Origin of the sequence: Tardiphaga sp. 841_E9_N1_2, assembly GCF_051811065.1 — a bacterium.
In the GTDB taxonomy this organism is placed as follows: domain Bacteria; phylum Pseudomonadota; class Alphaproteobacteria; order Rhizobiales; family Xanthobacteraceae; genus Tardiphaga; species Tardiphaga robiniae.
Genome location: NZ_JBPWQC010000001.1, coordinates 3,438,977 through 3,460,890, shown reverse-complemented (window position 1 = coordinate 3,460,890; position 21,914 = coordinate 3,438,977). Strand labels below are relative to the sequence as shown.

The following is a 21,914-nucleotide window of genomic DNA, read 5'->3' as shown; positions in this document are numbered from 1 at the left end:
ATTTAGCCGATTCGAGCGTGGCCGTTGCTTTGGGCTGCGACAATGTCTGACCGCTTGGGTCGGGCCGGCAATGCCGGCGCGCCGGTCAGATCATTCAGCGTGCCCACGATCTGCTCGGGGCTGTAGGGCTTGGGCACGAACAGCCCGCCTTCGGGCAACTCGACGTCGTAAATGCCCGCGTGCTTCCGCCAGGCCGGTCGTGGAACTCGATTGCCATCGTTCCGTTGGCTTCCCAACGACAGGGAGGCAATCATGATCGACGCTGATATCAGCAATACCGCTATTGCGATGATGTGCGACATCGCGCGCGCCTCTGGGCCCGATCTCAATGCCGAAAAACGTGCCGTGCTTGACGGGCTGATTGCTCAAGGGCTTGTCGAGGTAATCGATCAAGCCAAGCCGGCAGCGGGGCCGAAATTTAGGATCACGTTGAAAGGGCAGCAGCTCCTTGATGAGCGCGGCGTTGGCGTCAATGAGGCCTGATGCGGTTTTCTGCGTTGTTGTTACTTGCCTTTGCAGAGGACGTCGCTGACCCCGCCGAGAACCGCCTTGGTCCAGATTGCATAGCCGGCATCATTGAGGTGAATGCCATCGGTTGTGTATTTCGCCGGCATGGACGGGATGGTGACAAGGCTCGCGCCAGCATCGCCAGCGATGGTTGGCAGCAACGCGTTGTAGTTGTCGATCGCCTGATCGTTGATGCGCGCGCTATCAGATTTGCCGGCTTCAACAGGTGTCACAGTCGCGATGGCCATTCGTGGAGCCGTGGATTTCAGCGTCGCGAGCAAAACGAGATAGTTGGTCCTGTATGAGTCCGCGTTCACAGGGACCGCAGCATCGTTGAGTCCGAGGGAGACGACGACCATTGCGGCCTGTTTCCCACCAAGTGCTTTTGTCAGCATGGCATCGAGACCGCTCGATGTCGTTGATCCGTCGATTCCGGCATTGACGATGGGCCGACCGCAGACGGCACGGGGGAAGGTTGCGCGTTTGACGATACTGTCGCCGAGGATGATGACGGGATCATCGACCTGTTTCAATGCTGCCCTGATCAGAAGTGGGCGCGGCGGCGTCGCGTCATTTCCTTTGGGCCATGCCGCCCAGCCGCACAACCCCACGAAGCCGATAATGCCAATACGGGTCCAGTTCATGATCGTGGACCGCCCGCGCAGGTTCGGAGTATCGCTTTTGTCTCACTGTTCATCTTGGACCGTCTCTCGCACGAGGTCGCGACGGGGCAACGGCGCCGCGATGTCCGGGAGAAACTACAGGGCCGGCGCGAAGGCAAGCCCGATCCCCGTCACGTCCACCTTGCCAAGCTGGCAATCGTCTCCGACACTCCCACGATAACGTGCAACCAGGGGGGACTAATGTCGGTACGTCCAGGGATTTTGAGCGGGTCGCTCGCCATGTCACTCATGATCGGCGCGTCGTTCTTGGCGACGCCGTCGCAAGCCTATACCGAGGATCAGCAACAGCTCTGCACCGGCGATGCCTTTCGGCTCTGCAGCTCAGCCATTCCCGATGTCGATCGCGTGACAGCCTGCATGATCCAGAAGCGGGCGCAATTGAGCCCGGGCTGCGCGCAATTCTTTCGGGCAACGCCGGCCAGCGTGCGCAAGCCCGCGGTCAAGTCGCGAAGGGCGAAAAAACCGACTCGCTCGAGCTGATCAGGCTTCGCTTTCATGTGAATGGACGTTTAGTCAGCATGCAGAACGGCGTGATCTCGCCGAGTCGCTGCACCGTGACGCCATCGATCGTGGCAAAAAAGTGAACCCGTGACAAACTGACACGTTGGGTATCACGACACGAAACAACATCTCCAGACCACGAGGAGCGTCATTTTGAGCAGCGAAACCAATATCGACTACAAGGCCGAACTCAATCGGCATTTGGCCTGGTTCGAAACCAAACTTCCGCCCCGACCGGCTCGATTTGTGGGTTGGTTGCGCAAGCCCTCATCGAAGCTCGTGCGATTCCCGCTTGGCATTTTGCTGATTGTCGGTGGGATTTTCAGCATTCTTCCTGTGCTCGGCCTCTGGATGTTGCCGCTCGGACTCATCCTCATCGCGCAGGATATTCCGCCGCTGGAAAAACCGGTGGCGCAGTTTCTCGGTTGGCTTGAGCGAAAGTGGATCGAACGTCAGCGCGCGAAGGGCATTGCTATCGAAGGCCCGGATTCAACTCGTTCCAACGGCGCTGATAGCAAGATTTGAGCGTCTGACTTGATACCAGAGTGCGACAAAGTGGCGACAAGCGTACTACACCTGACTCATTTCGGGCCTGTTGCGCCGCACTGTGTGACTCAAAAACCAACATTCCAAACAAATCAGGCACATATCCTTGAATTACGCGTAAATATGACTTTAACGAATCAGCAGACTGATTCATTTTCGCCTCCTGGGGTCAATCTGGAGGCCAACATATGAACGTCATAGTTTTCGCATCGCGTAAAGGCGGCTCGGGGAAGAGTACCCTGGCTGCACATCTTGCTGCTCAAGTTCATAAATCAACGAAGCCTTGCTTGCTCATCGACGCGGATCCACAGGGTTCGTTGACGCTGTGGCACAAGCTGCGGGGAACAAATGAACCGCCGCTGAAGATCGCAAATCGCAGCGTGACCGAAATGGTTGCCGCCGCGAAGCGTGACGGTTTCGAATGGGTATTCATCGATACGCCGCCGAACACATCGGCTGTGGTCGACGATGCCATCAAGAACGCGACCATGGTGATCATTCCTGCGCGTCCCGGCGTGTTCGACGTCGATGCGGTGCAGGCGACGATCCAGTCCTGCCGTTCGGCCCGCAAGCCCTATGCGGTTGTCATCAACGGTGCGCCGGCACGCCGTGACGATTCCGAAAGCCGTATCGTGACGATCGCCCGCGAAGCGCTCGCCAAGTTCAAGGCTCCGGTGTGGTCCGGTCAGATCACCAACCGTGCAGATCTCCTGCTCGCGCTTGGCAACGGCGAAGGCGCCCGCGAATATCAGGCAGAAGGTCGCGCAGCCAGCGAGATTGGGAAGCTGTGGGCGGCGATCGAACGTTCGATCAAGGCTATTCGCGGCAACGGATCGGCGACCGGCGCGATGCACAAGCAGGCGGCCTGATAGCCGTTCTGCTCTTTTGACCCCAGAAAAAGCGCGCGAGACCTTCGCGCGTTTTTTGTCGTTGGTATGGCCGCGACGGTGGGGTGTTCACGCCTATGCTGAAATGGCGATATCTCCGGTGGGCGAGGTCACCCCTTGGGTGACTTCACGGAAGTTGTCTATGTCAGCCGGACGGCCGAGCAGATAGCCCTGCGCCTCGTCGCATTTCTCGTCGCGCAGGAATGCGAACTCCGCTTCGGTTTCCACGCCTTCGGCGAGCACCGGCAGCCCAAGCCCGCGGCCGAGGCCGAGGACGGCGCGCACGATTGCTGCTGCTTGACTGTTGGTGTTCACCGACCTGATGAACGATCCGTCGATCTTGATCTTGTCGAAAGGGAATGCGCGCAGGTTCGACAGCGACGAGTAGCCGGTGCCGAAGTCATCCATGGCGATGTGAACGCCGAGCGCCTTGATCCGGCGAAGTGTCAACAATGCGCGATCGAAGTCGCGGATCAGCGCAGTCTCGGTGATCTCCAGTTCGAGCCGATGCGGGGGCAGGCCGGTTTCCAGCAAGACCTCATGGACGGTTGCGACAAAGCTATCGTGGTGGATCTGAACCGCCGAGACATTGACCGCGATGGTCAACGGATGCTTCCACGTCGCTGCTTCACGGCAGGCGGCGCGCAGCACCCATTCGCCGATGCCGAGAATGGCGCCGGTGTCTTCCGCAATCGGAATGAAGATGTCGGGGCGAATATTGCCGCGGACGGGATGATTCCAGCGCAGCAGTGCCTCGAAGCCGATCACACGGCCCGACTCCATGGTGCCCTGGGGCTGATAGACCACTTTCAGCTGATTGGCATCGATGGCGTTGCGCAGATCGTGTTCGAGCAGCCGGCGGTCGCGCACGGCTTCCCCCATTGCAGGTTCGAAGAAGCGCCAGGTCGCGCGTCCTTCGGATTTGGCACGGTAGAGCGCGGTGTCGGCGCAAGCGAGCAACGTGTCGCGATCACTGGAGTCGTCTGGGCAGAGTGCGATGCCGACACTGGCGGTGACGCTGCCGAGTTCGAAGGTGGCATCCTTGCTCCGGAATGCTTCCAGTATCCTGTCGGCGAACTGACTCGCAGCTGCGGGCGAGGTCAGGTTCGGCAAGAGAATGGCGAACTCGTCGCCGCCAAGACGCGCCATCATCTCGCCTTCGCCAAGCAGGGCGGTGATGCGTGCCGTTACGCTCTTGAGGACCTTGTCGCCGGCGGCGTGGCCGAACAGGTCATTGACCTGCTTGAACTGATCGAGATCCAAAGCGAGTACGGCGAGCGAGCGGTCCTTGGATAGTGTCGCAATCTCCTGATCGATTCGATCATGGAAAGTGCCGCGATTGGGTAGTCCGGTCAGGGAGTCGTAGTGGGCGAGATAGCGGATGTGCTGTTCGGCCTGCTTGCGTTCGCGGAGGTCACGTACGGCGATGACCTGATGTGGCTTCCCCGCAAAGTCGATTCCACGCAGGATCAATTCAACCGGAATCGTCTGGCCGTTGCGCTGCCGCAGGCTCGCTTCCACCGATTTGTCAGGCTGGCTCATGATCTGCGTCCGCGTATCTCCATCGGGGAAGCAGTCTTGCAGACGCCCGCCAATCAGCAATTCAGCGGACGATCCCGCCAGCGCGGCGAAGGACGTGTTGACCGTGACGATCGCGTCGCCGTCGCACACCAGCAGGCCTTCGACGGCAGCATTGGCAAGTCCGCGCATGCGGTCGGCTTCGAGATCGGAGCGGCGGTGATCACGGATATCCAGCACGATGCCAGCCAGCGCCAGGCCAATGATGGCGAAGCTGATCAATGAGACGCCAAGTGCGAGCCATCCGGCGGGGATGGTCAGCGGCGAGACGGCGATGGTCGGATCCGGGGTGATCGTGACCGCACTCATCGCCGCGAAATGGTGACTGCAGATCGCGAGCGTCAGCAGCAGCGCGCCGCTGATCTTCCAGCGCAGGGTGGCGCCATGCAACCCTACCGGAAGCGCGATCGCACCGAGCACGGCTCCCAATACAATCGAGACGATGACGAGCGTCGTATCCCAGTCGATGCGCGCCTGAAGTTCGAAGGCGGCCATGCCGGTGTAATGCATCGCCGCGATGCCGCCCGCGACGACGGCGCCGCCGATCCAGAGGCCGGCACGAAAATTCGGGATCAACGATACGGCGAGGCCGGCGCCGGTCAGCAGCAGCGCGGCGATCAGCGAGACGACCGTAAGTACAATATTGTAGCCGCTCGGCATCCCCGGCGAGAATGCCAGCATCGCTACGAAATGCGTGGCCCAGATGCCGAAGCCCGTGGAGATCGCGGATACCGCGAGCCAGACGAGGCGCATCTGGCCTGTGGCGCTTCGCGCATGACGGAGCAGGTTGATAGCAGCGAGGGACGCGATCGCGCAGATGATGGCCGCGAGTCCGACGAGCCTGAAATCATGGGCATTGGCGATGCAGTTATAGATCGTAAGCATGTACAGATACCGCGAGCGGGATTACCGCAATTGCGCGGGACGTTAGATATAAGTACGTAAAGACACGTAAATACCGGCGATCGGCGCTATTAGATCGCCCCGTGCGCTATCGCTGCGCATGCTTATCCAGTCGTAAATTTTGCGGATATTCGCCGGCCCTTGATGACCTAAAGGTGTGGCCGCATTTCAGCGCCACCCTCACCGGGCAAAAACCGTAACGACTGATCAACCGTCTTCTAACATCGTGCCCGCACGTCGCATTCGCGTCACCGGTCGACGCGGCTGACCACGTCCATCAACTCGGCAATCTTGCGGCGTTGATCGGCCTTGTCGCCTGACGAGATCGCGTGCTCAACGCAATGCGCGACATGGTCGCGCAGGATCTCTTCCTCGACGCGTCGCAACGCTGCGCGGGCCGCGGCGATCTGCGTAACCACATCGATGCAATAGCGGTCGGCCTCGACCATGCCGGCCAAGCCGCGGACCTGGCCTTCGATCCGTTTGAGGCGTTTTAAACAGGACGTCTTGATCTCGCTGCGCATGAGGTCCATATACCCCCATAGGGTATATGTTTCAAGAGGCGAGGTCGCGGTGGCAGAGACAACTCACACGCATACGGGGCACGATGCCCACGCCGGTCACACGCATGGCGCATGCTGTTCGCATGGTCACCATCACGCCGAGGCTGCGCCGACCAAAGTGCTCGATCCGGTCTGCGGCATGACCGTCGATCCCGCCACCGCCAAGAACCGTCTGATCTATCAGGGCCATGAGTATTTCTTCTGCAGCGCGCGCTGTCGCGAGCGGTTCAATGCGGATCCCGAGAGTTTTCTGAAGCCGAAGGAGCCCGCGCCGCCCGCGCCAGCCGGCACCATCTATACCTGCCCGATGCACCCGGAGATCCGTCAGGAAGGACCCGGGAGCTGTCCGATCTGCGGCATGGCGCTGGAGCCGGAGCAGGTCTCGCTCGACGACAAGCCCGATCCTGAACTGATCGACATGACCCGGCGCTTCTGGATCGCGCTGGCACTGACATTGCCCGTGTTCGTGCTGGAGATGGGCGCGCATCTCGGCCTGATGCAACTGGTATCGCAGACCACATCGAACTGGATCTCGTTGGTGCTGGCGACACCCGTGGTGCTGTGGGCCGGCGCGCCGTTCTTCGAACGTGGATGGCGCTCGGTGGTAACGCGCAATCTCAACATGTTCACGCTGATCGCCATGGGCACCGGTGTGGCGTGGATCTACAGCGTCGTGGCCACCTTCGCGCCCGGTCTGTTTCCCGACACGTTCCGTGACCATCACGGTGCAGTGGCGGTCTATTTCGAAGCCGCTGCGGTCATCACAGTGCTCGTTTTGCTCGGACAGGTGCTCGAGCTGCGTGCGCGCAATCAGACGTCAGGTGCGATCCGCGCGCTGCTCGGGCTTGCGCCGAAGACCGCGCGGCGCATTGGCAAGGATGGTGATGAGGACGTTGCGCTCGACGCCATCGCCATCGGCGATTTGTTGCGGGTGCGGCCGGGCGAGAAAATTCCGGTCGACGGCGTCGTTACCGAGGGGCGTTCGTCGGTGGATGAATCCATGGTCACCGGCGAGTCCATGCCGGTGAGCAAGGCCGAAGGCGCGCGCGTCATCGGCGGCACCGTCAACCAGAGCGGCGGCCTCGTGCTGCGGGCCGACAAGATCGGCCGCGATACGATGTTGTCGCGGATCGTCGACATGGTCGCGAAGGCACAGCGCTCGCGCGCACCGATCCAGCGTCTCGCTGATCGTGTCGCCGGCTGGTTCGTGCCGGCCGTGTTGGTTGCTGCCATTCTGGCATTTGTGGCCTGGGCGATGTTTGGCCCGGAGCCGCGGCTCTCGTTCGCGCTTGTTGCTGCGGTCACTGTGCTGATCATCGCGTGCCCCTGCGCGCTCGGTCTCGCAACGCCCATGTCGATCATGGTCGGCGTCGGTCGCGGTGCCCAAGCCGGCATTCTGGTGCGTGACGCGCAGGCGCTGGAGCGGCTGGAAAGCATCGACACCATTGTGATCGACAAGACGGGTACGCTGACGGAAGGCAAGCCGAAACTGCTGAGCATCACGCCGGCGGAAGGGTTCAACGAAAGCGACATTCTGCAACTTGCGGCAAGTATCGAACGTTCCAGCGAGCATCCGTTGGCGCAAGCCATCGTCAATGAAGCAAAGCAACGCAATGTGGTGCTGAGCGATGCCAGTGACTTCGCCTCGCCGTCCGGCAAAGGTGCGTCGGGTGTGGTCAATGGCAAGCGCGTTGCGCTGGGCAATGCGATGCTGATGGACGAATTGAAAGTGGACACGACGCGCTCCGACGGCGTCGCCGAACTGGCGCGGCAGAACGGTGCGACTGCCATCTTCGTTGCTATCGATGGCAGCGTCGCCGGTGTGATGGCGATTGCCGATCCCGTAAAGCCATCGGCGCAGGACGCCTTGAAGAAGCTGCGCGCCGACGGCCTGCGGATCGTCATGCTCACCGGCGACAATGCGACGACGGCTAAAGCCGTGGCAAAGACACTGGGTATCGATGAGGTCGAGGCGGGTGTGTTGCCGGAGCGCAAGAGTGACGTGGTCACACGTCTGCGCGGCGAAGGCCGCCGGGTCGCCATGGTTGGCGATGGCGTCAACGATGCGCCTGCGCTGGCTGCTGCGGATGTCGGCATCGCCATGGGGACCGGCACCGATGTGGCGATCGAGAGTGCTGGCGTGACACTGCTGACCGGCGATCTGATGGGGCTGGTGCGCGCGCGCGAACTATCAAAGGCTGTGATGAGCAATATCCGTCAGAATCTGATTTTCGCCTTCATCTACAATGCGGCCGGCGTGCCGATTGCGGCCGGTGTGCTGTATCCGATCTTCGGCATCCTGCTGTCGCCGATGCTCGGCGCTGCCGCGATGGCGCTGTCCTCGGTGAGCGTGATCGGCAATGCGCTCCGGCTGGCGAAAGTGAAGCTGGACTGACAATTCGCGGGCGCAAAAAAAAGCCGGACTCAAACGAGTCCGGCTCTGAGGTATTGGCCTCGAGAGGCCGACACAATCACCTTCCAAGAGGGATTACTGAGACTTCGCACCACTGGAGGAGGGGGACAAATGCGCAGCGCAAAATCTCAGCGTCTGAGAAGTATGATCCCTGAAGGTGGCATGCAGCAACGCATCACTTGGCATGTCTGACATGCTGGGAAGCGTGGGCATATCTGCCCTGAAATATTGCGGGTTAGGACGGCCAGCGCTGCGCCTTGCTGACGATGAAGTCGCGGAACACCTGCACACGGGCGACCGTCTTCAACTCTTCGGGATAGACAAAATAAGTGTCGAGTTGAATCGAGTCCGACTCACTGAAGAGCTGAACCAGACGATCGTTTTCTTCGACCAGGTAGTCCGGCAATGCTGCAATGCCCAAGCCCTGCTGGCAGGCGCGCATCAGGCCCAGAATATTGTTGACCTTGAAGTAGGGTTCGCGCGGGCCGGAGCCGTTGCGCCCGGCATCGATCAGCCAGCTGCGGTTTTGCAGGTGCGGTGACACCTGGGCGTCGCTGAGCATGATGATGCGGTGCCCGTCGAGTTCGTCGAGGGTGCGCGGGGTGCCGAAATGCTTGATATATTCCGGCGAGCAATAAGCGTGGAATCCCATGGCGAACAGCTTGCGCTGGATCAGGTCCGGCTGGGTCGGCTTACGGGTGCGGATGGCCACATCGGCTTCGCGCATCGACAGGTCGAGTTCTTCGTCGGTGACGATCAGCGAAATGCGGATTTCCGGATAAAGCGCGGTGAACTCGCCAAGGCGCGGGATCAGCCAGTTGATGCCGACGCCCGGGGTTGTGGTCACCTTGAGGTCGCCGCTCGGCCGCTCGCGGCTGTCGGTCAGCTTTGCGCGGGCCGCCTGGAGTTGCATGAACACGTCATGGGCGGTGCGGAACAGCAGGTCGCCCTGTTCGGTGAGGATCAGACCGCGGGCGTGGCGGTGGAACAGCGAGACCGCCAGCTCCTGCTCGAGCGCGCTCACCTGTCGTGAGACTGCCGACTGCGACAGGCCCAGTTGCTCGCCTGCATGCGTGAAGCTCCCCGCTTCCGCCGCCGCGTGAAACACCTTCAGCTTGTCCCAGTCCATATCTGTAAATCCGTCGCGGGTTCGTTTGATCATCATTCGGCCGCTGCGCGGTCATGAGCATGCGCGGCAAGATAGCGTTCGGCTTCGAGGGCGGCCATGCAGCCCATGCCGGCGGCGGTGACCGCCTGCCGATAGGTTTCATCCGCCACATCGCCGGCGGCGAAGACGCCGGGCATCGAGGTTGCGGTGGAATTCGGAGCCACTTCGACATAGCCCGAGGGCTTCAGCTTGATCTGGCCCTTGATGAGTTCGGTCGCGGGCGCGTGGCCGATGGCAATGAAGACGCCGTCGGCTGGCACCTGAGTGATGGCGCCGGTCTTGACGTTTTTTAGGCGCACATGGGTGACCTTGGCCGGGCCTTCGGTGCCGCAGATCTCGTCGAGCGCCGAGTCCCAGACCACCTTGATCTTCGGGTGCTTGAACAATCGCTCCTGCAGGATGCGTTCGGCACGGAAATGGTCGCGGCGATGCACGACGGTGACCTGCGAGGCGAAATTGGTCAGGAACAAAGCTTCCTCGACGGCCGTGTTGCCGCCGCCGACCACGATCACTTCCTTGTTGCGATAGAAGAATCCGTCGCAGGTGGCGCACGCTGATACGCCGCCGCCCTGGAATTTCTCTTCCGACGGGATGCCGAGCCAGCGCGCCTGTGCGCCGGTGGCCAGGATCACGGTTTCGGCCAGATAGACGTCGCCGCTGTCGCAGGTCAGGCGGAACGGGCGGTGGCTCAGATCCATGTCACTGACCAGATCGGTGACAATCTTGGTGCCGACATGATGCGCCTGCTTCTCCATCTGCTCCATCAGCCAGGGACCCTGGACGACGTCGGCGAAGCCCGGATAGTTTTCGACATCCGTGGTGATGGTCAGCTGGCCGCCGGGCTGAATCCCCTGGATCAGGACGGGCTCGAGCATCGCGCGTGCGGCGTAGATAGCGGCAGTGTAGCCAGCCGGGCCTGAGCCGATGATGACGACTTTGGCATGGATGGGGGCGGCCATGGTCGAGTCCCTTTCTGAAGGGAAATTGGTCATTGCTGAGGCGAAATGTGCCGGCGAACACGTCGCTGCGGCGTCGAAAGTCTTGTCTGCTAGTGTAGAATATCTGGCGAGCCATGCAAGAATTGCAATTCGTCCCGGCAATTTTTCCCCCGGAGACGCTTAATTTCTGCGATGCACGCGCAATAAAATTGCGCAAGTTGCGGCTCCTGCGCTAAGAGAGTTCAAACGGTTTGTTTGAATACCAGCCAGGATCCGCGCCGCGTGCCGAAAAGCCTAGACGACATCGACCTCAAAATTCTCAGCGAAATCCAGGCCGACGGCCGAATCACCAATGTGGAACTCGCCAAGCGCGTTGGCATCTCGCCGCCGCCCTGCCTGCGGCGGGTCCGGACGCTGGAAGAGGCTGGCTATATCCAGGGCTACCGCGGGTTGCTGGATCCCCGATTGCTCGGTTTCGACGTTACCGTGTTCGCCTCGGTCCACCTGTCGAGTCAGGCCGATGCCGATCTCAAGGCGTTCGAGGATTTCGTCCGCAAGGAGCCGTTGGTGCGGGAGTGCTGGATGCTGTCGGGCGAGATCGACTTCATCCTGAAATGCGTGGCGCCCGACATGGCGACCTTCCAGGATTTCGTCGGCCATCTCACGGCCGCGCCGCATGTCCGCAACGTCCGCACGTCTCTGGTTCTGCAGAATTCGAAATACGCAGCCGCCGTGCCGCTCGAGCTGAGGGCCGCGGATTAGCAGTACTTTCTAAGAGCGAAGGGCGCTGACCGTGAAGTCAGCGCCCTTTCTTTGTGTAGGATGGGTAGAGCGAAGCGAAACCCATCACCTGAATGTGTGCACCGATGGGTTTCGCGAAGACGCTCTACCCATCCTACCGTTCAATCAGCTCTTCTTGCGCAGTATCGCGTCGAGGCTGATCGGGCCCCCGCCTGACGTCGCAAGATAGAGGCAGGAGAAGCAGAACAGGATGGCAGCGGTGCCGCCGTTCAGCAGCGGCAGGAAAACCGGATCCGCGCCTTTAAACATGTGGCCGAGGAAGTAAGCGAAAGCCATTTCACCGGCGAGGATGAACGCAACTGGACGCGTGAACAGGCCGAGCAGCAGCAGCGCACCGCCAACGAGTTCAAGCGTTGCGGCGACCTGGATCAACGGCGGAATATTCGCGAAATAAGGCAGAACCGGAAATTTGAAGATCTTGGCGATGCCATACTGCAGCAGCAGCAGGCCGGTGATGAAGCGGAAAAGGCTTAGTGCAGCAGGCTGAAATTTAGCGAAGGCTTGGTCCATGTCATTAGTCCCCCTGTGATGACCATCGTTTCTAGCATTACTGCAATGCAAAATGCTGGTCACTCTCGTGTGAAAACACGTGAGCTGTGGAAGTATTCCAGAAGTTTCCGTGAGTAGCGATGGCTGGATACCGCCATCGGGGGATAATAAAAAAGCCGCGCATGATGCGCGGCTTTCTTGTTTCGCGTTGAGCGCTGTCGATCAGCGCCACTCGACCTTGGTGATCTCATAGGCCTTGGCCCCGCCGGGAGCGACGACTTCGACCGATGCGCCTTTGCTCTTGCCGATCAGCGCACGCGCCAGTGGCGAGGTAATCGAGATGCGACCTTTCTTGGCATCAGCCTCGGGCTCGCCGACGATCTGCCAGACCGCCTTCTTCTCGGTGTCCTCATCGATCAGCGTCACGGTCGCGCCGAACTTGATGGTATCGCCGGACAGCTTCGAGATATCGATGATATCGGCGCGGGCGAGCTTGTCTTCGATATCGCTGATGCGGCCTTCATTATGCGACTGCTCTTCCTTGGCGGCGTGATACTCGGCATTTTCCGAGAGGTCACCATGGGAGCGCGCTTCGGCGATCTGCTCGATGATCCGCGGACGGTGCACCGACTGACGTTCCTTCAGCTCGACCTCCAGCGCAGCGTAGCCACCTGCTGTCATCGGGACCTTCTCAACCATTCTCTTCGTCCTCTAACGTCATGCGGAACGCGGCGGCGCGCGCATGAAACCATTCGTTCTGCAAGATGTCGGCTTGGCTGCGCTTGCAGCCAGTTCAGACGCCGGCTTCGAGTGCCGAAACAAAACAAAGACGCGACCGGTGAGTTCCGGTCGTGCCTTGCCTAGCTGATCTCGTCGGACCTGCAGTCCGCCCGAATTCAGGCTTCGGAAAAGTAACTCTGCAATGTGCGGACCTCAAGGTCCCCGCCCAGATAGGCCCGGACGCCCTGTGCAGCCGCCACGGCACCCGAAAGAGTGGTGTAATACGGTACTTTATGCAAGAGGGCAGCCCGCCGCAGCGAGCGGCTGTCGGCCAGGGCCTGCGGCCCGTCGGTGGTGTTCAGAACCAGCTGAATCTCGCCATTGGTGATGGCATCGACGATGTGCGGCCGGCCTTCCAGCACCTTGTTGATCTTCTCGGCGGGGACGCCGTTGTCGACCAGGAAGCGCTGGGTCCCCGACGTCGCGAGCACCTTGAAGCCGTTCGACGAGAGCAGCTTCACGGCATCGAGAATGCGCGTCTTGTCGCTTTCGCGCACGGACACGAATACGGTGCCACTGCGCGGCACGCGGGTGCCGCCGCCGAGCTGGCTCTTGGCGAAGGCGATTTCGAACGAGCGATCGATGCCCATCACTTCGCCGGTGGAGCGCATCTCCGGGCCGAGCACCGTATCGACGCCGGGGAAGCGCGCGAACGGGAAGACCGATTCCTTGACGCCGACATGGTCGAGCTTGCGCTTCTTCAGATTGAAGTCGGCGAGCTTCTCGCCGGCCATGATACGCGCGGCGATCTTGGCCACCGGCATGCCCATCACCTTGGCAACGAAAGGCACGGTGCGCGACGCGCGCGGATTGACTTCGAGCACGTAGATGTCGCGATCCTTGACCGCGAACTGCACGTTCATCAGTCCGACCACGTCGAGGCCGAGCGCCATGTCGCGGGTCTGGCGTTCGAGCTCGGCGATCATGTCGTCGTCGAGCGAATGCGGCGGCAGCGAGCAGGCCGAGTCGCCGGAGTGAATGCCGGCTTCCTCGATATGCTCCATGATGCCGACGATGAAGGTGTCCTTGCCATCGCACAGGCAGTCGACGTCGACTTCGATGGCATCCGACAGGTAGCGATCGAACAGCAGCGGATTGGTGCCGAGCACCGTATTGATCTGGCCGGTCTTGTCGTTCGGATACCGCGCCTTGACGTCGCCGGGCACCAGCTCCGGCAGCGTGCCGAGCAGGTAATCGCCGAGCTGGCTTTCCTCGCGAATGATCTGCATCGCGCGGCCACCGAGCACGTAGGACGGACGCACCACCAGCGGCAGGCCGAGATCGGCTGCGACGAGGCGGGCCTGTTCGACCGAATAGGCGATGCCGTTCTTCGGCTGCTTCAGCTTGAGCTTGTCGAGGATACGCTTGAAGCGATCGCGATCTTCGGCAAGATCGATGGCATCCGGCGAGGTCCCGAGGATCGGCACGTCGGCGGCTTCCAGCGCGCGCGCGAGCTTCAGCGGTGTCTGGCCGCCGAACTGCACGATCACGCCATGCAGCGTGCCGTTCTGACGTTCGGTGTCGATGATCTCGAGCACGTCTTCGGCAGTCAGCGGTTCGAAATACAGGCGATCCGCCGTGTCGTAGTCGGTCGACACGGTTTCCGGATTGCAGTTGACCATGATGGTCTCGTAGCCGGCGTCAGCGAGCGCGAAGCAGGCGTGACAGCAGCAATAGTCGAACTCGATGCCCTGGCCGATACGGTTCGGGCCGCCGCCTAGAATGATGACCTTGTTCTTGTCCGAGGGCTGACTCTCGTCAGCGAAGGCGCCGGCGAAGGACGACTCATAGGTCGAATACATGTAAGCGGTCGGCGAGGCGAATTCGGCGGCGCAGGTATCGATACGCTTGAACACCGGACGCACATCGAGCGAGCGGCGCAGGGCCTTGACGTCGGCCTCGGTCTTGCCGGCGAGCACGGCGAGGCGCGCGTCGGAGAAGCCCATGGCCTTCAGCGTCCGCATGCCGAAGGCGTTGGCGGGCAGGCCGTTGGCCTTCACCTTGGCTTCCATCTCGACAATGCCGCGCATTTCCGCAAGGAACCACGGATCGATCTTGCAGGAGTTGAAGATCTCCTCATCGGTCCAGCCCAGACGCATGGCCTGGCCAACCTGCAACAGACGGTCCGGCGTCGGTGTGCCCAGTGCAGCGCGGATGGCGTTCTTGTCGTCGCCGCGGCCGAGATCCTCGATCTCGATTTCGTCGAGGCCGGTCAGGCCGGTTTCAAGTCCGCGCAGCGCCTTCTGCAGTGACTCCTGGAATGTGCGGCCGATGGCCATCACTTCGCCGACCGACTTCATCGAGGTGGTCAGCGTGCGCGATGCGCCCGGGAATTTCTCGAAGGCGAAACGGGGAATCTTGGTGACGACATAGTCGATGGTCGGCTCGAACGACGCAGGCGTTGCGCCGCCGGTGATGTCGTTGGCGATTTCGTCCAGCGTATAGCCGACAGCGAGCTTCGCTGCGACCTTGGCGATGGGGAAGCCGGTGGCCTTCGAGGCCAGCGCCGACGAGCGCGACACGCGCGGATTCATTTCGATCACGACCATGCGGCCGTCGGCAGGATTGACGCCGAACTGCACGTTGGAGCCGCCGGTCTCGACGCCGATCTCGCGCAGCACCGCCAGCGAGGCGTCGCGCATGATCTGATATTCTTTATCGGTCAACGTCAGCGCCGGCGCGACGGTGATGGAGTCGCCGGTATGCACGCCCATCGGATCGAGATTCTCGATCGAGCAGATGATGATGCAGTTGTCCTTTTTGTCGCGGACGACTTCCATCTCGTACTCTTTCCAGCCGAGCACTGACTCTTCGATCAGCACTTCGTTGGTCGGAGACGCGTCGAGGCCGCGCTCGATGATGTCGAGGAATTCTTCGCGGTTATAGGCAATGCCGCCGCCTGTGCCGCCCATGGTGAAGGACGGGCGGATGATCGCCGGCAAACCAATTTCGGACAGCGCCATCAGCGCCTGGCCAAGGGCGTGCTCCTGATAACGCTTGCGGCGGTCACCTTCATGCAGCACCCACTGGCGTTCATGTTCGGCCAGCGCGTCGCCCGTTAGCTTGGCTTTTTCGGCCTGGTGCTGCTCGCGATACTGCTTCTTCAGCGCGGATGCGTTGGCGAGCCGCGACTTCGGCGTCTCCAGCCCGATCTTCGTCATCGCCTCGCGAAACAGCTGGCGGTCTTCAGCCTTGTCGATGGCTTCGGCGGTGGCGCCGATCATCTCGACGTCGAACTTCTCCAGCGTGCCCTGCTGGCGCAGCGACAGAGCGCAGTTCAGCGCGGTCTGGCCGCCCATGGTCGGCAGCAGCGCAAAACCCTTGGAGCGGTCGCCGCGCTCCTTTTCGATGATCTTGGCGACGATCTCGGGTGTGATCGGCTCGATATAGGTCGCGTCCGCCAGTTCCGGGTCCGTCATGATCGTGGCCGGATTGGAATTGACCAGAACGATCCGGTAGCCCTCTTCCTTGAGCGTCTTGACGGCTTGCGTGCCCGAATAGTCGAACTCGCAGGCCTGGCCGATCACGATAGGACCGGCGCCGATGATCAGGATGGTGGATATGTCGGTGCGTTTTGGCATTTAAACTCGCGGTGGTGACAAATCGGCACAAAAAAAGGGCGCGCATACGCGCGTCCCTCGGGCCCGGGCGCCAAACCAGCCATTGACCCCTCAGGGAGCCATAGGCCGATCCTCGCGCGCGGCTGTCTTTAGACCACTATAACGGGGCGGGGAAGGCTTTTGAAGGTGCCATCAACCGGCAATTTGGGCCGGTTTCGGGCGCTTCAGAAGGTGTCCGGCGAGGACGAGCACGAGGGCTGCCGCCTCGGCGCAGCCGCCGATCCAGCCGAGGTGGTTGGAGCTCAATGTCGACAGCACCACGCCGCCCAACGCGCTGCCGCCGGCAAAGCCGATATACATGGCCGAGGCGTTCAGCGAGAGCGCGATGACCGAGGCTTCCGGCGTGATGCGCACGAGATGTGCGACCTGTCCGGGATAGAACATCCAGCCGGCAATGCCCTGGGTAAAAATGAAGACCAGAAACAGCGCACCCGCGGTGGCGGGCGGCGCAAATATCAGGGCCACCGACTGCAGCGTCAGTGACAGCATCATGCCGATCAGGCCCAGCGTCGAGGTCCGGAGCGGCCCGATACGGTCGGACATCGCGCCGCCCAGGGTATTTCCGATGGCCGCGGCGACGCCAAAGACCAGCAGTGCCAGACTGATTCCGTTGGCGTCAAAGCCAAGTCGGTGCAGCGGCACAGCCAGGTAGGTGAATGAGGTAAAGCCTCCGAGGCCCCACATGCAGGTCACAGCAAGGGTTTTCAGCACTTCGGGATGGCGCGCGACGGCAAGCCTCTGACCGAGTGTGGCAGCAGTGCGTGGCAAACCGCGGGGCAATCCCAGCAGCAGCCCGGCCAATGCGACGGCGCCGAGCGCAGCGACCATCACGAACGTCGACCGCCAGCCAAAATGACTGCCGACCCAGGTTCCGAGCGGCACGCCCAGAACCGTCGCCACCGTCAGGCCGGAGATCACCAGCGACGCGGCGCGGCCACGGCGTTCCGGTGCAGCGATCGCGATTGCGACGGCCATGGCGGTTGGCATGCACAGTCCGGCGCCGACAGCCATCAGCATGCGCGATAGCAGGAGAGTGCCGAATGTGGTCGCAACGGCGGCCAGAAGATTTCCGACGATAAAGCAGACCAGCGCCAGGGAGACGACGGTGCGGCGGTCAAAATTGCTGAACAGCACAGCCAGGATCGGCGAGCCGATGGCATAGGTGATGGCGTAAACGGTGACCAATTGTCCCGTAGCCGCCAACGTGACGTTCAGGTCCGTTGCCATGATTGGAAGAAGACCAGCAATTACAAATGCTTCGGTCCCAATCGCAAATGCCGCAAGGGCCAGCCAGAAAACGCTCATCGCCAAATCCTTAGTTCAAGGTCTGTTGAACTATTGATGCGGCGGTGCAGAATGTCAAATGGTTCAAGAAATATTGAACATTGCGGCAGCCGGCCGGAATCAGTATTGAGGAGTCATGAGCCGCATTCTCCCGCATCCCGCGCGCGAACAGATCGAATTGCCTGGCGTGATGGATTGCCTGAGCGATCCGATCCGGCTGGCGATCGTCTACAATCTGGCCAAACGCGAGAAAGAGGTCGGAGAATTGCGCTGCGGCGATTTTTACGGCCTCAGCGGCAAGTCCAATCTCGCCTATCATTTTGCGAAACTGCGCGAGGCCGGCCTGATGGAAACGCGCGCGGTGGGGACGGCGAGGTTGATGAAACTGCGCCGCGAAGATCTCGAGAGCAGATTTCCGGGTTTGCTGGATGCGGTGCTCGCATCGGCCGAGCGCGATGCCGAGCGCCTGCAGCTTCCGGTGCTGGAATTCACCGAAGCCTGACAGCGCCGACCCACTGGTAAATGTCTGAAAGGTTGGAGGCCCAGCCTGGACTTGAACCAGGATAAAGAGCGATGCATCGCCCCCGCGTAGACATTTCCGCCACCGGGCCGAGCACAATGTTACCGATCACGGGGTGGCGATCCACCTCAAGTTTCGTAAACCGTCTGTTAACCTTAATCGTCCGTTTGCCCCAGCCGATACCTCAGAATGCGTGATGGGCGACAAAGGTCATGCGCGAGGAATTGTGGCCGATATTGACCGGCGCCCGCGAGGCCCGGAAACCGGCCGCGGTCAGCTTGGCCAGCATCTCCGCCTCGCTGTAGCGCTGCAGGCCGACCTTGGTGCGCAGCTGGCGGTAGTCCGAGAGGGCCGTGCGCACGAGGCCCACGAAAGCATCCCAGAGAAAGCCGTGTTCCCGGGCGAGCTTCAGCAACGCCATGACGTCGGTCGCCATGCCGACATCGGGCTGCAGGATGTCGCCGACTACCAGCTTGCCGCCAGGCGCCAGCAGCCGCTTGATGATCGCAAAGGCATCGTCGAGTTCGGGGCCTGTCATGTACTGAGCCACCGAATTCATGACAGCCAGGTCGATCGACTGCGCCGTCATGTTGCGCAACTCTTCCAGCGACCGGACCCGGATTTTGGTGTTGGGCGCGAAGCGGGCGACCAGTCGGCCGCGAACGCCAGGCGCGGGCTCTGCCAGGATCAGCTTGCTGCAGGCATTGGCCACTTTGGCGGCCGAGAGTGCTTCGCCGCAGGCGTAGTCGAGCACGACGGCATCCTGAGAGGCGATGTAGCCAATGATATCGCGGGCGATGACCTCGAAATGCACGTCACGATGCAGCTTGCTCGCATAAATCGTATGCGTGGAATCGTAATAATCGATCCAATCTTCCATCGTCTGCCCGGCCCGATTGTTGTTCCCGTGTCGGGAACCCCTATATTTGTGATGCGTTGAAACGGTCTAGAGCGTTTTCAGGCGCGTGGGAAACCGCCTTTCCTTCAAGAACCGCAGTTTTCGGAAATTTGCAGTGCTTTCCGTCAAGACCACTCCGATTTTTCCTGAAATCTTCCGCCCTGACGACAACCCTCCAGCCATCAAATCATCCGACACGGGAAGGTAAGTAACGTGAGCACCAAGACATCGAAAATCGCTGCCGAAATGAATACCCCGACTGACCTCTCAGCCGACGCCGTGGAGAAGGTGGCCAAGGCGCTGAACGGGTTGCTCGCCGACGCTTTCGCGCTTTACCTGAAGACCAAGAATTTTCACTGGCATCTCAGCGGGCGCCATTTCCGCGACTATCACCTGATGCTCGACGAGCAGTCCGACCAGATTTTTGCGACGACTGACCCATTGGCAGAGCGCGTGCGCAAGATCGGCGGTCGCACGCTGCGTTCGATCGGCGAAGTCGCCAAGCTGCAGACCATCAAGGACAATGACGAGGCTTATGTGCCGCCGGTGGAGATGCTGCGCGAGCTGATGAACGACAACAAGAAGATGGCAGCGGCGATGCGCAAGGCTCACGAGGTCTGCGACGACGCCAAGGACATCGCCAGCGCCAGCCTGCTTGAAAACTACATCGACGACACCGAGCGCCGCACCTGGTTCCTGTTCGAGGCGTCGCAGCAGGAAGGCGGCAACGAGGCGTAAGCTTCGTTCCCGATTGAATATGTCAAAGCGCCCGCTTCACAGCGGGCGTTTTCATGTGGAGATGCTGCCGTTGTTCGGCACAAGCGCTGGGCCGCGGTTATTCAGGCTGAATACCGAGCTCCTGAATCGTCTTGCCCGTGGCGACAAGCTCGGCGTCGAAAAAGCGCTTCGCGCCCGCAGGCGTCACCACGTCACCGGAGGCGACATCGAAGCCTAGCACGGGCGCGCGCTCCTGCACGTCCGGCGATTTCAGTGCCTGCGCAATCTCGGCACTGAGTTTGTCGACGATCTCGGCAGGTGTCCCGGTCGGGGCCATCATCATGAACCAGCCTTGCAGATCCGCGCCCTTCAACGTCTCGGCAACTGCGGGCACATCCGGCAATGAATCGACGCGCTTGTTGCCGGCAATGGCGAGTGCCCGCAGCGTACCGGCCTTGATGAAGGACTCAGCCACCGATGCGGACTGGATCGTCACCTGGGTGCGTCCGGTCAGGCTGTCCTGGATCGCGTTGGTGATGGTGTTGTAGGGGACCAGCACGAAACTGGTGCCCGCCTGCTTGTTGATGGTCTGTGCGATCAGGCCGGAAATGTTGCGCGCGCCGTCGACCGCCATGCTCAGGGAACCGGGGGCGGATTTTTCGAGCGCAATCAATTCCGCCAGCGTCTTTGCTTTCACTTCGGGATTGACGAGCAGCACGTGGTTGCTGCGCGCCACCATCGCCACCGGCACGAAATCCTTCACGGGATCGTAGGGCAGCTTCTTGAACGTATAGGGATTGGTGACCAGCGCCGCCGACGTCGCGAACAGGAAGGTGTAGCCGTCGGGCGCGGCGCGCGCGACCGTCTGTGCGCCGACGAGGTTCGCGGCGCCCGGGCGGTTCTCAACGATGAATTGTTGTCCGAGCGAGCGGGAGAGTTTTTCGGCGACGATGCGGCACAGCACATCCGGGCTGTTGCCCGCCGCTTGCGGCACCACGATCGTCACCGGCTTTTGCGGCCATGATTGCGCATAGGCGGGCAGCGAGAGGCAAAGAATGCCACCGGTCAACAACAAACGACGGGACAATGTGAGCATGGATTTCCTCCTGAAATGGTTGGCCTGCGATTTTTGATCGCTTGTTGAGGCGTGCTTTTTGAACGAGCGGGTCTTGTCGTGCGAAGCAGCCCGCGGCGCTGGTGGCGCGTGCTGCCGCTTGCATCAGGCCTCGTCGGCCACGCCGTTGCGCAGCACGCCGAGCCGATCGATCTCGACTTCGACGATATCGCCCGGCTTGAGCCAGAGCGGAGGCGTGCGCTTGGCGCCCACGCCGCCCGGCGTGCCGGTGGCGATCACGTCGCCCGGCTCAAGGCGGGTGAAGGACGAGCAGTATTCAATCTGACGCGGGATATCGAAGATCATCTGATCGATGGTGGCGTCCTGTACGACCTGGCCATTGACGCGGGTCTGCAGCCGCAGCGGCGCAACATCGCCGAGTTCGTCCGGCGTCATCATCCAGGGGCCGAAGCCGCCGGTCTCCGGAAAATTCTTGCCGGGCGTGAACTGATGGGTGTGACGCTGGAAATCGCGCACGCTGCCTTCATTGTAACAGGCATAGCCGGCGATATGGCTCCACGCATCGGCCTGCGTGATGTGTCGTCCAGGCTTGCCGATGATGATCGCGAGTTCGCCTTCGAAGTCGAGGTGGGTCGAGACCTTCGGCCGGATGATATTGGTGAGATGGCCGGTCTGGCTGTTGGCAAAGCGGCCGAACACCGTGGGATTGTCGACTTCGGCGCGTCCGGTTTCCTTGCGGTGCATTTCATAGTTCAGGCCGATGCAGAGGATCTTGTCCGGATTCGGAATCACCGGCAACCAGGTGATGTCAGCGGTCGGGATGCGCTTGGCCTTGCCGGCTGCATCACGCACCACGGACAGCGCGTCGGCTGCAATGACGGATTTGAGATCGGGATAGCGCGCTCCAAGAACCGCGCCGATGTCGAGCGCCTCGTCGCCCTCGATCACACCCCAGGTCTTGCTGGTGCCGATCTGAAAACTTGCCAATTTCATCGTGATGTCCTCGCTCTGGAAGCTGTGTGTCCGTGGGGAATGTTGGTGTG

The 21,914-nt window shown here is 61.2% G+C and carries 21 protein-coding genes; 8 read left to right on the top strand and 13 right to left on the bottom strand.

What is annotated here, in order from left to right; translation table 11 throughout:
• Nucleotides 1-2: 2 nt before the first annotated feature.
• Nucleotides 3-254, bottom strand: a complete 252-nt coding sequence (locus AB8A50_RS16665) for a hypothetical protein (RefSeq protein ID WP_439078348.1) — start codon at nt 252-254, stop codon at nt 3-5.
• Between AB8A50_RS16665 and AB8A50_RS16660 the strand changes: the two genes are divergently transcribed.
• Nucleotides 253-483 (top strand): hypothetical protein, encoded by a 231-nt coding sequence (locus tag AB8A50_RS16660; RefSeq protein ID WP_089266247.1) that lies wholly within the window; start codon nt 253-255, stop codon nt 481-483. The two genes, AB8A50_RS16665 and AB8A50_RS16660, sit on opposite strands and share 2 nt — an antisense overlap.
• A 20-nt stretch (nt 484-503) precedes the next feature.
• Here the strand turns inward: AB8A50_RS16660 and AB8A50_RS16655 are convergent, their stop codons facing one another.
• Entirely contained in the window at nt 504-1,151 is a 648-nt protein-coding gene (locus AB8A50_RS16655; RefSeq protein WP_439078347.1) for an SGNH/GDSL hydrolase family protein, read from the bottom strand.
• Between the two features lie 54 nt (nt 1,152-1,205).
• On the opposite strand from AB8A50_RS16655, the gene AB8A50_RS16650 reads away from it, so the two are divergent.
• The 3 genes from AB8A50_RS16650 (at nt 1,206) to AB8A50_RS16640 (ending at nt 3,106) form a co-directional block, all read left to right on the top strand.
• Nucleotides 1,206-1,670 (top strand): hypothetical protein, encoded by a 465-nt coding sequence (locus AB8A50_RS16650; RefSeq protein WP_439078346.1) that lies wholly within the window; start codon nt 1,206-1,208, stop codon nt 1,668-1,670.
• A 174-nt stretch (nt 1,671-1,844) separates the two neighbouring features.
• Nucleotides 1,845-2,216: a hypothetical protein gene (locus tag AB8A50_RS16645; protein WP_439078345.1), complete on the top strand. Its 372-nt coding sequence runs from the start codon at nt 1,845-1,847 to the stop codon at nt 2,214-2,216.
• A gap of 209 nt (nt 2,217-2,425) precedes the next feature.
• Nucleotides 2,426-3,106, top strand: a complete 681-nt coding sequence (locus AB8A50_RS16640) for a ParA family protein (RefSeq protein ID WP_068728738.1) — start codon at nt 2,426-2,428, stop codon at nt 3,104-3,106.
• Nucleotides 3,107-3,199: 93 nt separating this feature from the next.
• Here the strand turns inward: AB8A50_RS16640 and AB8A50_RS16635 are convergent, their stop codons facing one another.
• Entirely contained in the window at nt 3,200-5,587 is a 2,388-nt protein-coding gene (locus AB8A50_RS16635; protein WP_439078344.1) for an EAL domain-containing protein, read from the bottom strand.
• 266 nt (nt 5,588-5,853) lie between these two features.
• Nucleotides 5,854-6,129, bottom strand: coding sequence for a metal-sensitive transcriptional regulator (locus AB8A50_RS16630; RefSeq protein ID WP_089266249.1), 276 nt, complete (start codon nt 6,127-6,129; stop codon nt 5,854-5,856).
• Here AB8A50_RS16630 and AB8A50_RS16625 point away from each other — a divergent pair.
• Nucleotides 6,128-8,563 (top strand): heavy metal translocating P-type ATPase, encoded by a 2,436-nt coding sequence (locus AB8A50_RS16625; RefSeq protein WP_439078343.1) that lies wholly within the window; start codon nt 6,128-6,130, stop codon nt 8,561-8,563. The genes AB8A50_RS16630 and AB8A50_RS16625 overlap by 2 nt on opposite strands.
• 253 nt (nt 8,564-8,816) lie before the next feature.
• Here the strand turns inward: AB8A50_RS16625 and AB8A50_RS16620 are convergent, their stop codons facing one another.
• On the bottom strand, nt 8,817-9,710 hold the full coding sequence (locus tag AB8A50_RS16620; protein WP_089266250.1) for a LysR family transcriptional regulator: 894 nt from the start codon (nt 9,708-9,710) through the stop codon (nt 8,817-8,819).
• 32 nt (nt 9,711-9,742) lie between these two features.
• On the bottom strand, nt 9,743-10,708 hold the full coding sequence (gene trxB, locus AB8A50_RS16615; protein ID WP_439078342.1) for a thioredoxin-disulfide reductase: 966 nt from the start codon (nt 10,706-10,708) through the stop codon (nt 9,743-9,745).
• Nucleotides 10,709-10,969: 261 nt separating this feature from the next.
• Here trxB and AB8A50_RS16610 point away from each other — a divergent pair, with 261 nt between their 5' ends.
• Nucleotides 10,970-11,449 (top strand): Lrp/AsnC family transcriptional regulator, encoded by a 480-nt coding sequence (locus AB8A50_RS16610; RefSeq protein ID WP_068730339.1) that lies wholly within the window; start codon nt 10,970-10,972, stop codon nt 11,447-11,449.
• Between the two features lie 144 nt (nt 11,450-11,593).
• Here AB8A50_RS16610 and AB8A50_RS16605 read toward each other — a convergent pair whose 3' ends face one another.
• The 4 genes from AB8A50_RS16605 to AB8A50_RS16590 form a co-directional block, all read right to left on the bottom strand.
• The gene (locus tag AB8A50_RS16605; protein ID WP_093757105.1) at nt 11,594-11,998 is read right to left on the bottom strand and encodes a DoxX family protein; all 405 of its coding nucleotides are present in this window, start codon (nt 11,996-11,998) and stop codon (nt 11,594-11,596) included.
• A gap of 201 nt (nt 11,999-12,199) precedes the next feature.
• The gene (gene greA, locus AB8A50_RS16600; protein ID WP_068728727.1) at nt 12,200-12,676 is read right to left on the bottom strand and encodes a transcription elongation factor GreA; all 477 of its coding nucleotides are present in this window, start codon (nt 12,674-12,676) and stop codon (nt 12,200-12,202) included.
• A gap of 197 nt (nt 12,677-12,873) precedes the next feature.
• Nucleotides 12,874-16,338 (bottom strand): carbamoyl-phosphate synthase large subunit, encoded by a 3,465-nt coding sequence (gene carB, locus AB8A50_RS16595; protein WP_089265918.1) that lies wholly within the window; start codon nt 16,336-16,338, stop codon nt 12,874-12,876.
• Nucleotides 16,339-16,509: 171 nt separating this feature from the next.
• The gene (locus AB8A50_RS16590; RefSeq protein ID WP_439078341.1) at nt 16,510-17,682 is read right to left on the bottom strand and encodes an MFS transporter; all 1,173 of its coding nucleotides are present in this window, start codon (nt 17,680-17,682) and stop codon (nt 16,510-16,512) included.
• Nucleotides 17,683-17,797: 115 nt separating this feature from the next.
• On the opposite strand from AB8A50_RS16590, the gene AB8A50_RS16585 reads away from it, so the two are divergent.
• The gene (locus AB8A50_RS16585) at nt 17,798-18,163 is read left to right on the top strand and encodes an ArsR/SmtB family transcription factor (RefSeq protein WP_439078340.1); all 366 of its coding nucleotides are present in this window, start codon (nt 17,798-17,800) and stop codon (nt 18,161-18,163) included.
• A 202-nt stretch (nt 18,164-18,365) separates the two neighbouring features.
• Here the strand turns inward: AB8A50_RS16585 and AB8A50_RS16580 are convergent, their stop codons facing one another.
• On the bottom strand, nt 18,366-19,061 hold the full coding sequence (locus tag AB8A50_RS16580) for a class I SAM-dependent methyltransferase (protein WP_439059835.1): 696 nt from the start codon (nt 19,059-19,061) through the stop codon (nt 18,366-18,368).
• A 264-nt stretch (nt 19,062-19,325) separates the two neighbouring features.
• Between AB8A50_RS16580 and AB8A50_RS16575 the strand changes: the two genes are divergently transcribed.
• Nucleotides 19,326-19,817 (top strand): Dps family protein, encoded by a 492-nt coding sequence (locus AB8A50_RS16575; RefSeq protein WP_089266251.1) that lies wholly within the window; start codon nt 19,326-19,328, stop codon nt 19,815-19,817.
• 97 nt (nt 19,818-19,914) lie between these two features.
• Here the strand turns inward: AB8A50_RS16575 and AB8A50_RS16570 are convergent, their stop codons facing one another.
• The gene (locus AB8A50_RS16570; protein WP_231079296.1) at nt 19,915-20,892 is read right to left on the bottom strand and encodes a Bug family tripartite tricarboxylate transporter substrate binding protein; all 978 of its coding nucleotides are present in this window, start codon (nt 20,890-20,892) and stop codon (nt 19,915-19,917) included.
• 123 nt (nt 20,893-21,015) lie between these two features.
• Complete coding sequence (locus tag AB8A50_RS16565) at nt 21,016-21,864, bottom strand: fumarylacetoacetate hydrolase family protein (protein WP_439078339.1); 849 nt, start codon at nt 21,862-21,864, stop codon at nt 21,016-21,018.
• Nucleotides 21,865-21,914 lie beyond the last annotated feature (50 nt).

Bases quoted from the DNA above. Each gene is read 5' to 3' on its own strand.
- AB8A50_RS16665 (WP_439078348.1), bottom strand. From the start codon at position 254: ATGATTGCCTCCCTGTCGTTGGGAAGCCAACGGAACGATGGCAATCGA.
- AB8A50_RS16565 (WP_439078339.1), bottom strand. From the start codon at position 21,864: ATGAAATTGGCAAGTTTTCAGATCGGCACCAGCAAGACCTGGGGTGTG.
- AB8A50_RS16655 (WP_439078347.1), bottom strand. From the start codon at position 1,151: ATGAACTGGACCCGTATTGGCATTATCGGCTTCGTGGGGTTGTGCGGC.
- AB8A50_RS16635 (WP_439078344.1), bottom strand. From the start codon at position 5,587: ATGCTTACGATCTATAACTGCATCGCCAATGCCCATGATTTCAGGCTC.
- AB8A50_RS16590 (WP_439078341.1), bottom strand. From the start codon at position 17,682: ATGAGCGTTTTCTGGCTGGCCCTTGCGGCATTTGCGATTGGGACCGAA.
- AB8A50_RS16585 (WP_439078340.1), top strand. From the start codon at position 17,798: ATGAGCCGCATTCTCCCGCATCCCGCGCGCGAACAGATCGAATTGCCT.
- carB (WP_089265918.1), bottom strand. From the start codon at position 16,338: ATGCCAAAACGCACCGACATATCCACCATCCTGATCATCGGCGCCGGT.
- trxB (WP_439078342.1), bottom strand. From the start codon at position 10,708: ATGGCCGCCCCCATCCATGCCAAAGTCGTCATCATCGGCTCAGGCCCG.
- AB8A50_RS16625 (WP_439078343.1), top strand. From the start codon at position 6,128: ATGAGGTCCATATACCCCCATAGGGTATATGTTTCAAGAGGCGAGGTC.
- greA (WP_068728727.1), bottom strand. From the start codon at position 12,676: ATGGTTGAGAAGGTCCCGATGACAGCAGGTGGCTACGCTGCGCTGGAG.
- AB8A50_RS16570 (WP_231079296.1), bottom strand. From the start codon at position 20,892: ATGCTCACATTGTCCCGTCGTTTGTTGTTGACCGGTGGCATTCTTTGC.
- AB8A50_RS16575 (WP_089266251.1), top strand. From the start codon at position 19,326: ATGAATACCCCGACTGACCTCTCAGCCGACGCCGTGGAGAAGGTGGCC.
- AB8A50_RS16605 (WP_093757105.1), bottom strand. From the start codon at position 11,998: ATGGACCAAGCCTTCGCTAAATTTCAGCCTGCTGCACTAAGCCTTTTC.
- AB8A50_RS16630 (WP_089266249.1), bottom strand. From the start codon at position 6,129: ATGCGCAGCGAGATCAAGACGTCCTGTTTAAAACGCCTCAAACGGATC.
- AB8A50_RS16660 (WP_089266247.1), top strand. From the start codon at position 253: ATGATCGACGCTGATATCAGCAATACCGCTATTGCGATGATGTGCGAC.
- AB8A50_RS16640 (WP_068728738.1), top strand. From the start codon at position 2,426: ATGAACGTCATAGTTTTCGCATCGCGTAAAGGCGGCTCGGGGAAGAGT.
- AB8A50_RS16620 (WP_089266250.1), bottom strand. From the start codon at position 9,710: ATGGACTGGGACAAGCTGAAGGTGTTTCACGCGGCGGCGGAAGCGGGG.
- AB8A50_RS16580 (WP_439059835.1), bottom strand. From the start codon at position 19,061: ATGGAAGATTGGATCGATTATTACGATTCCACGCATACGATTTATGCG.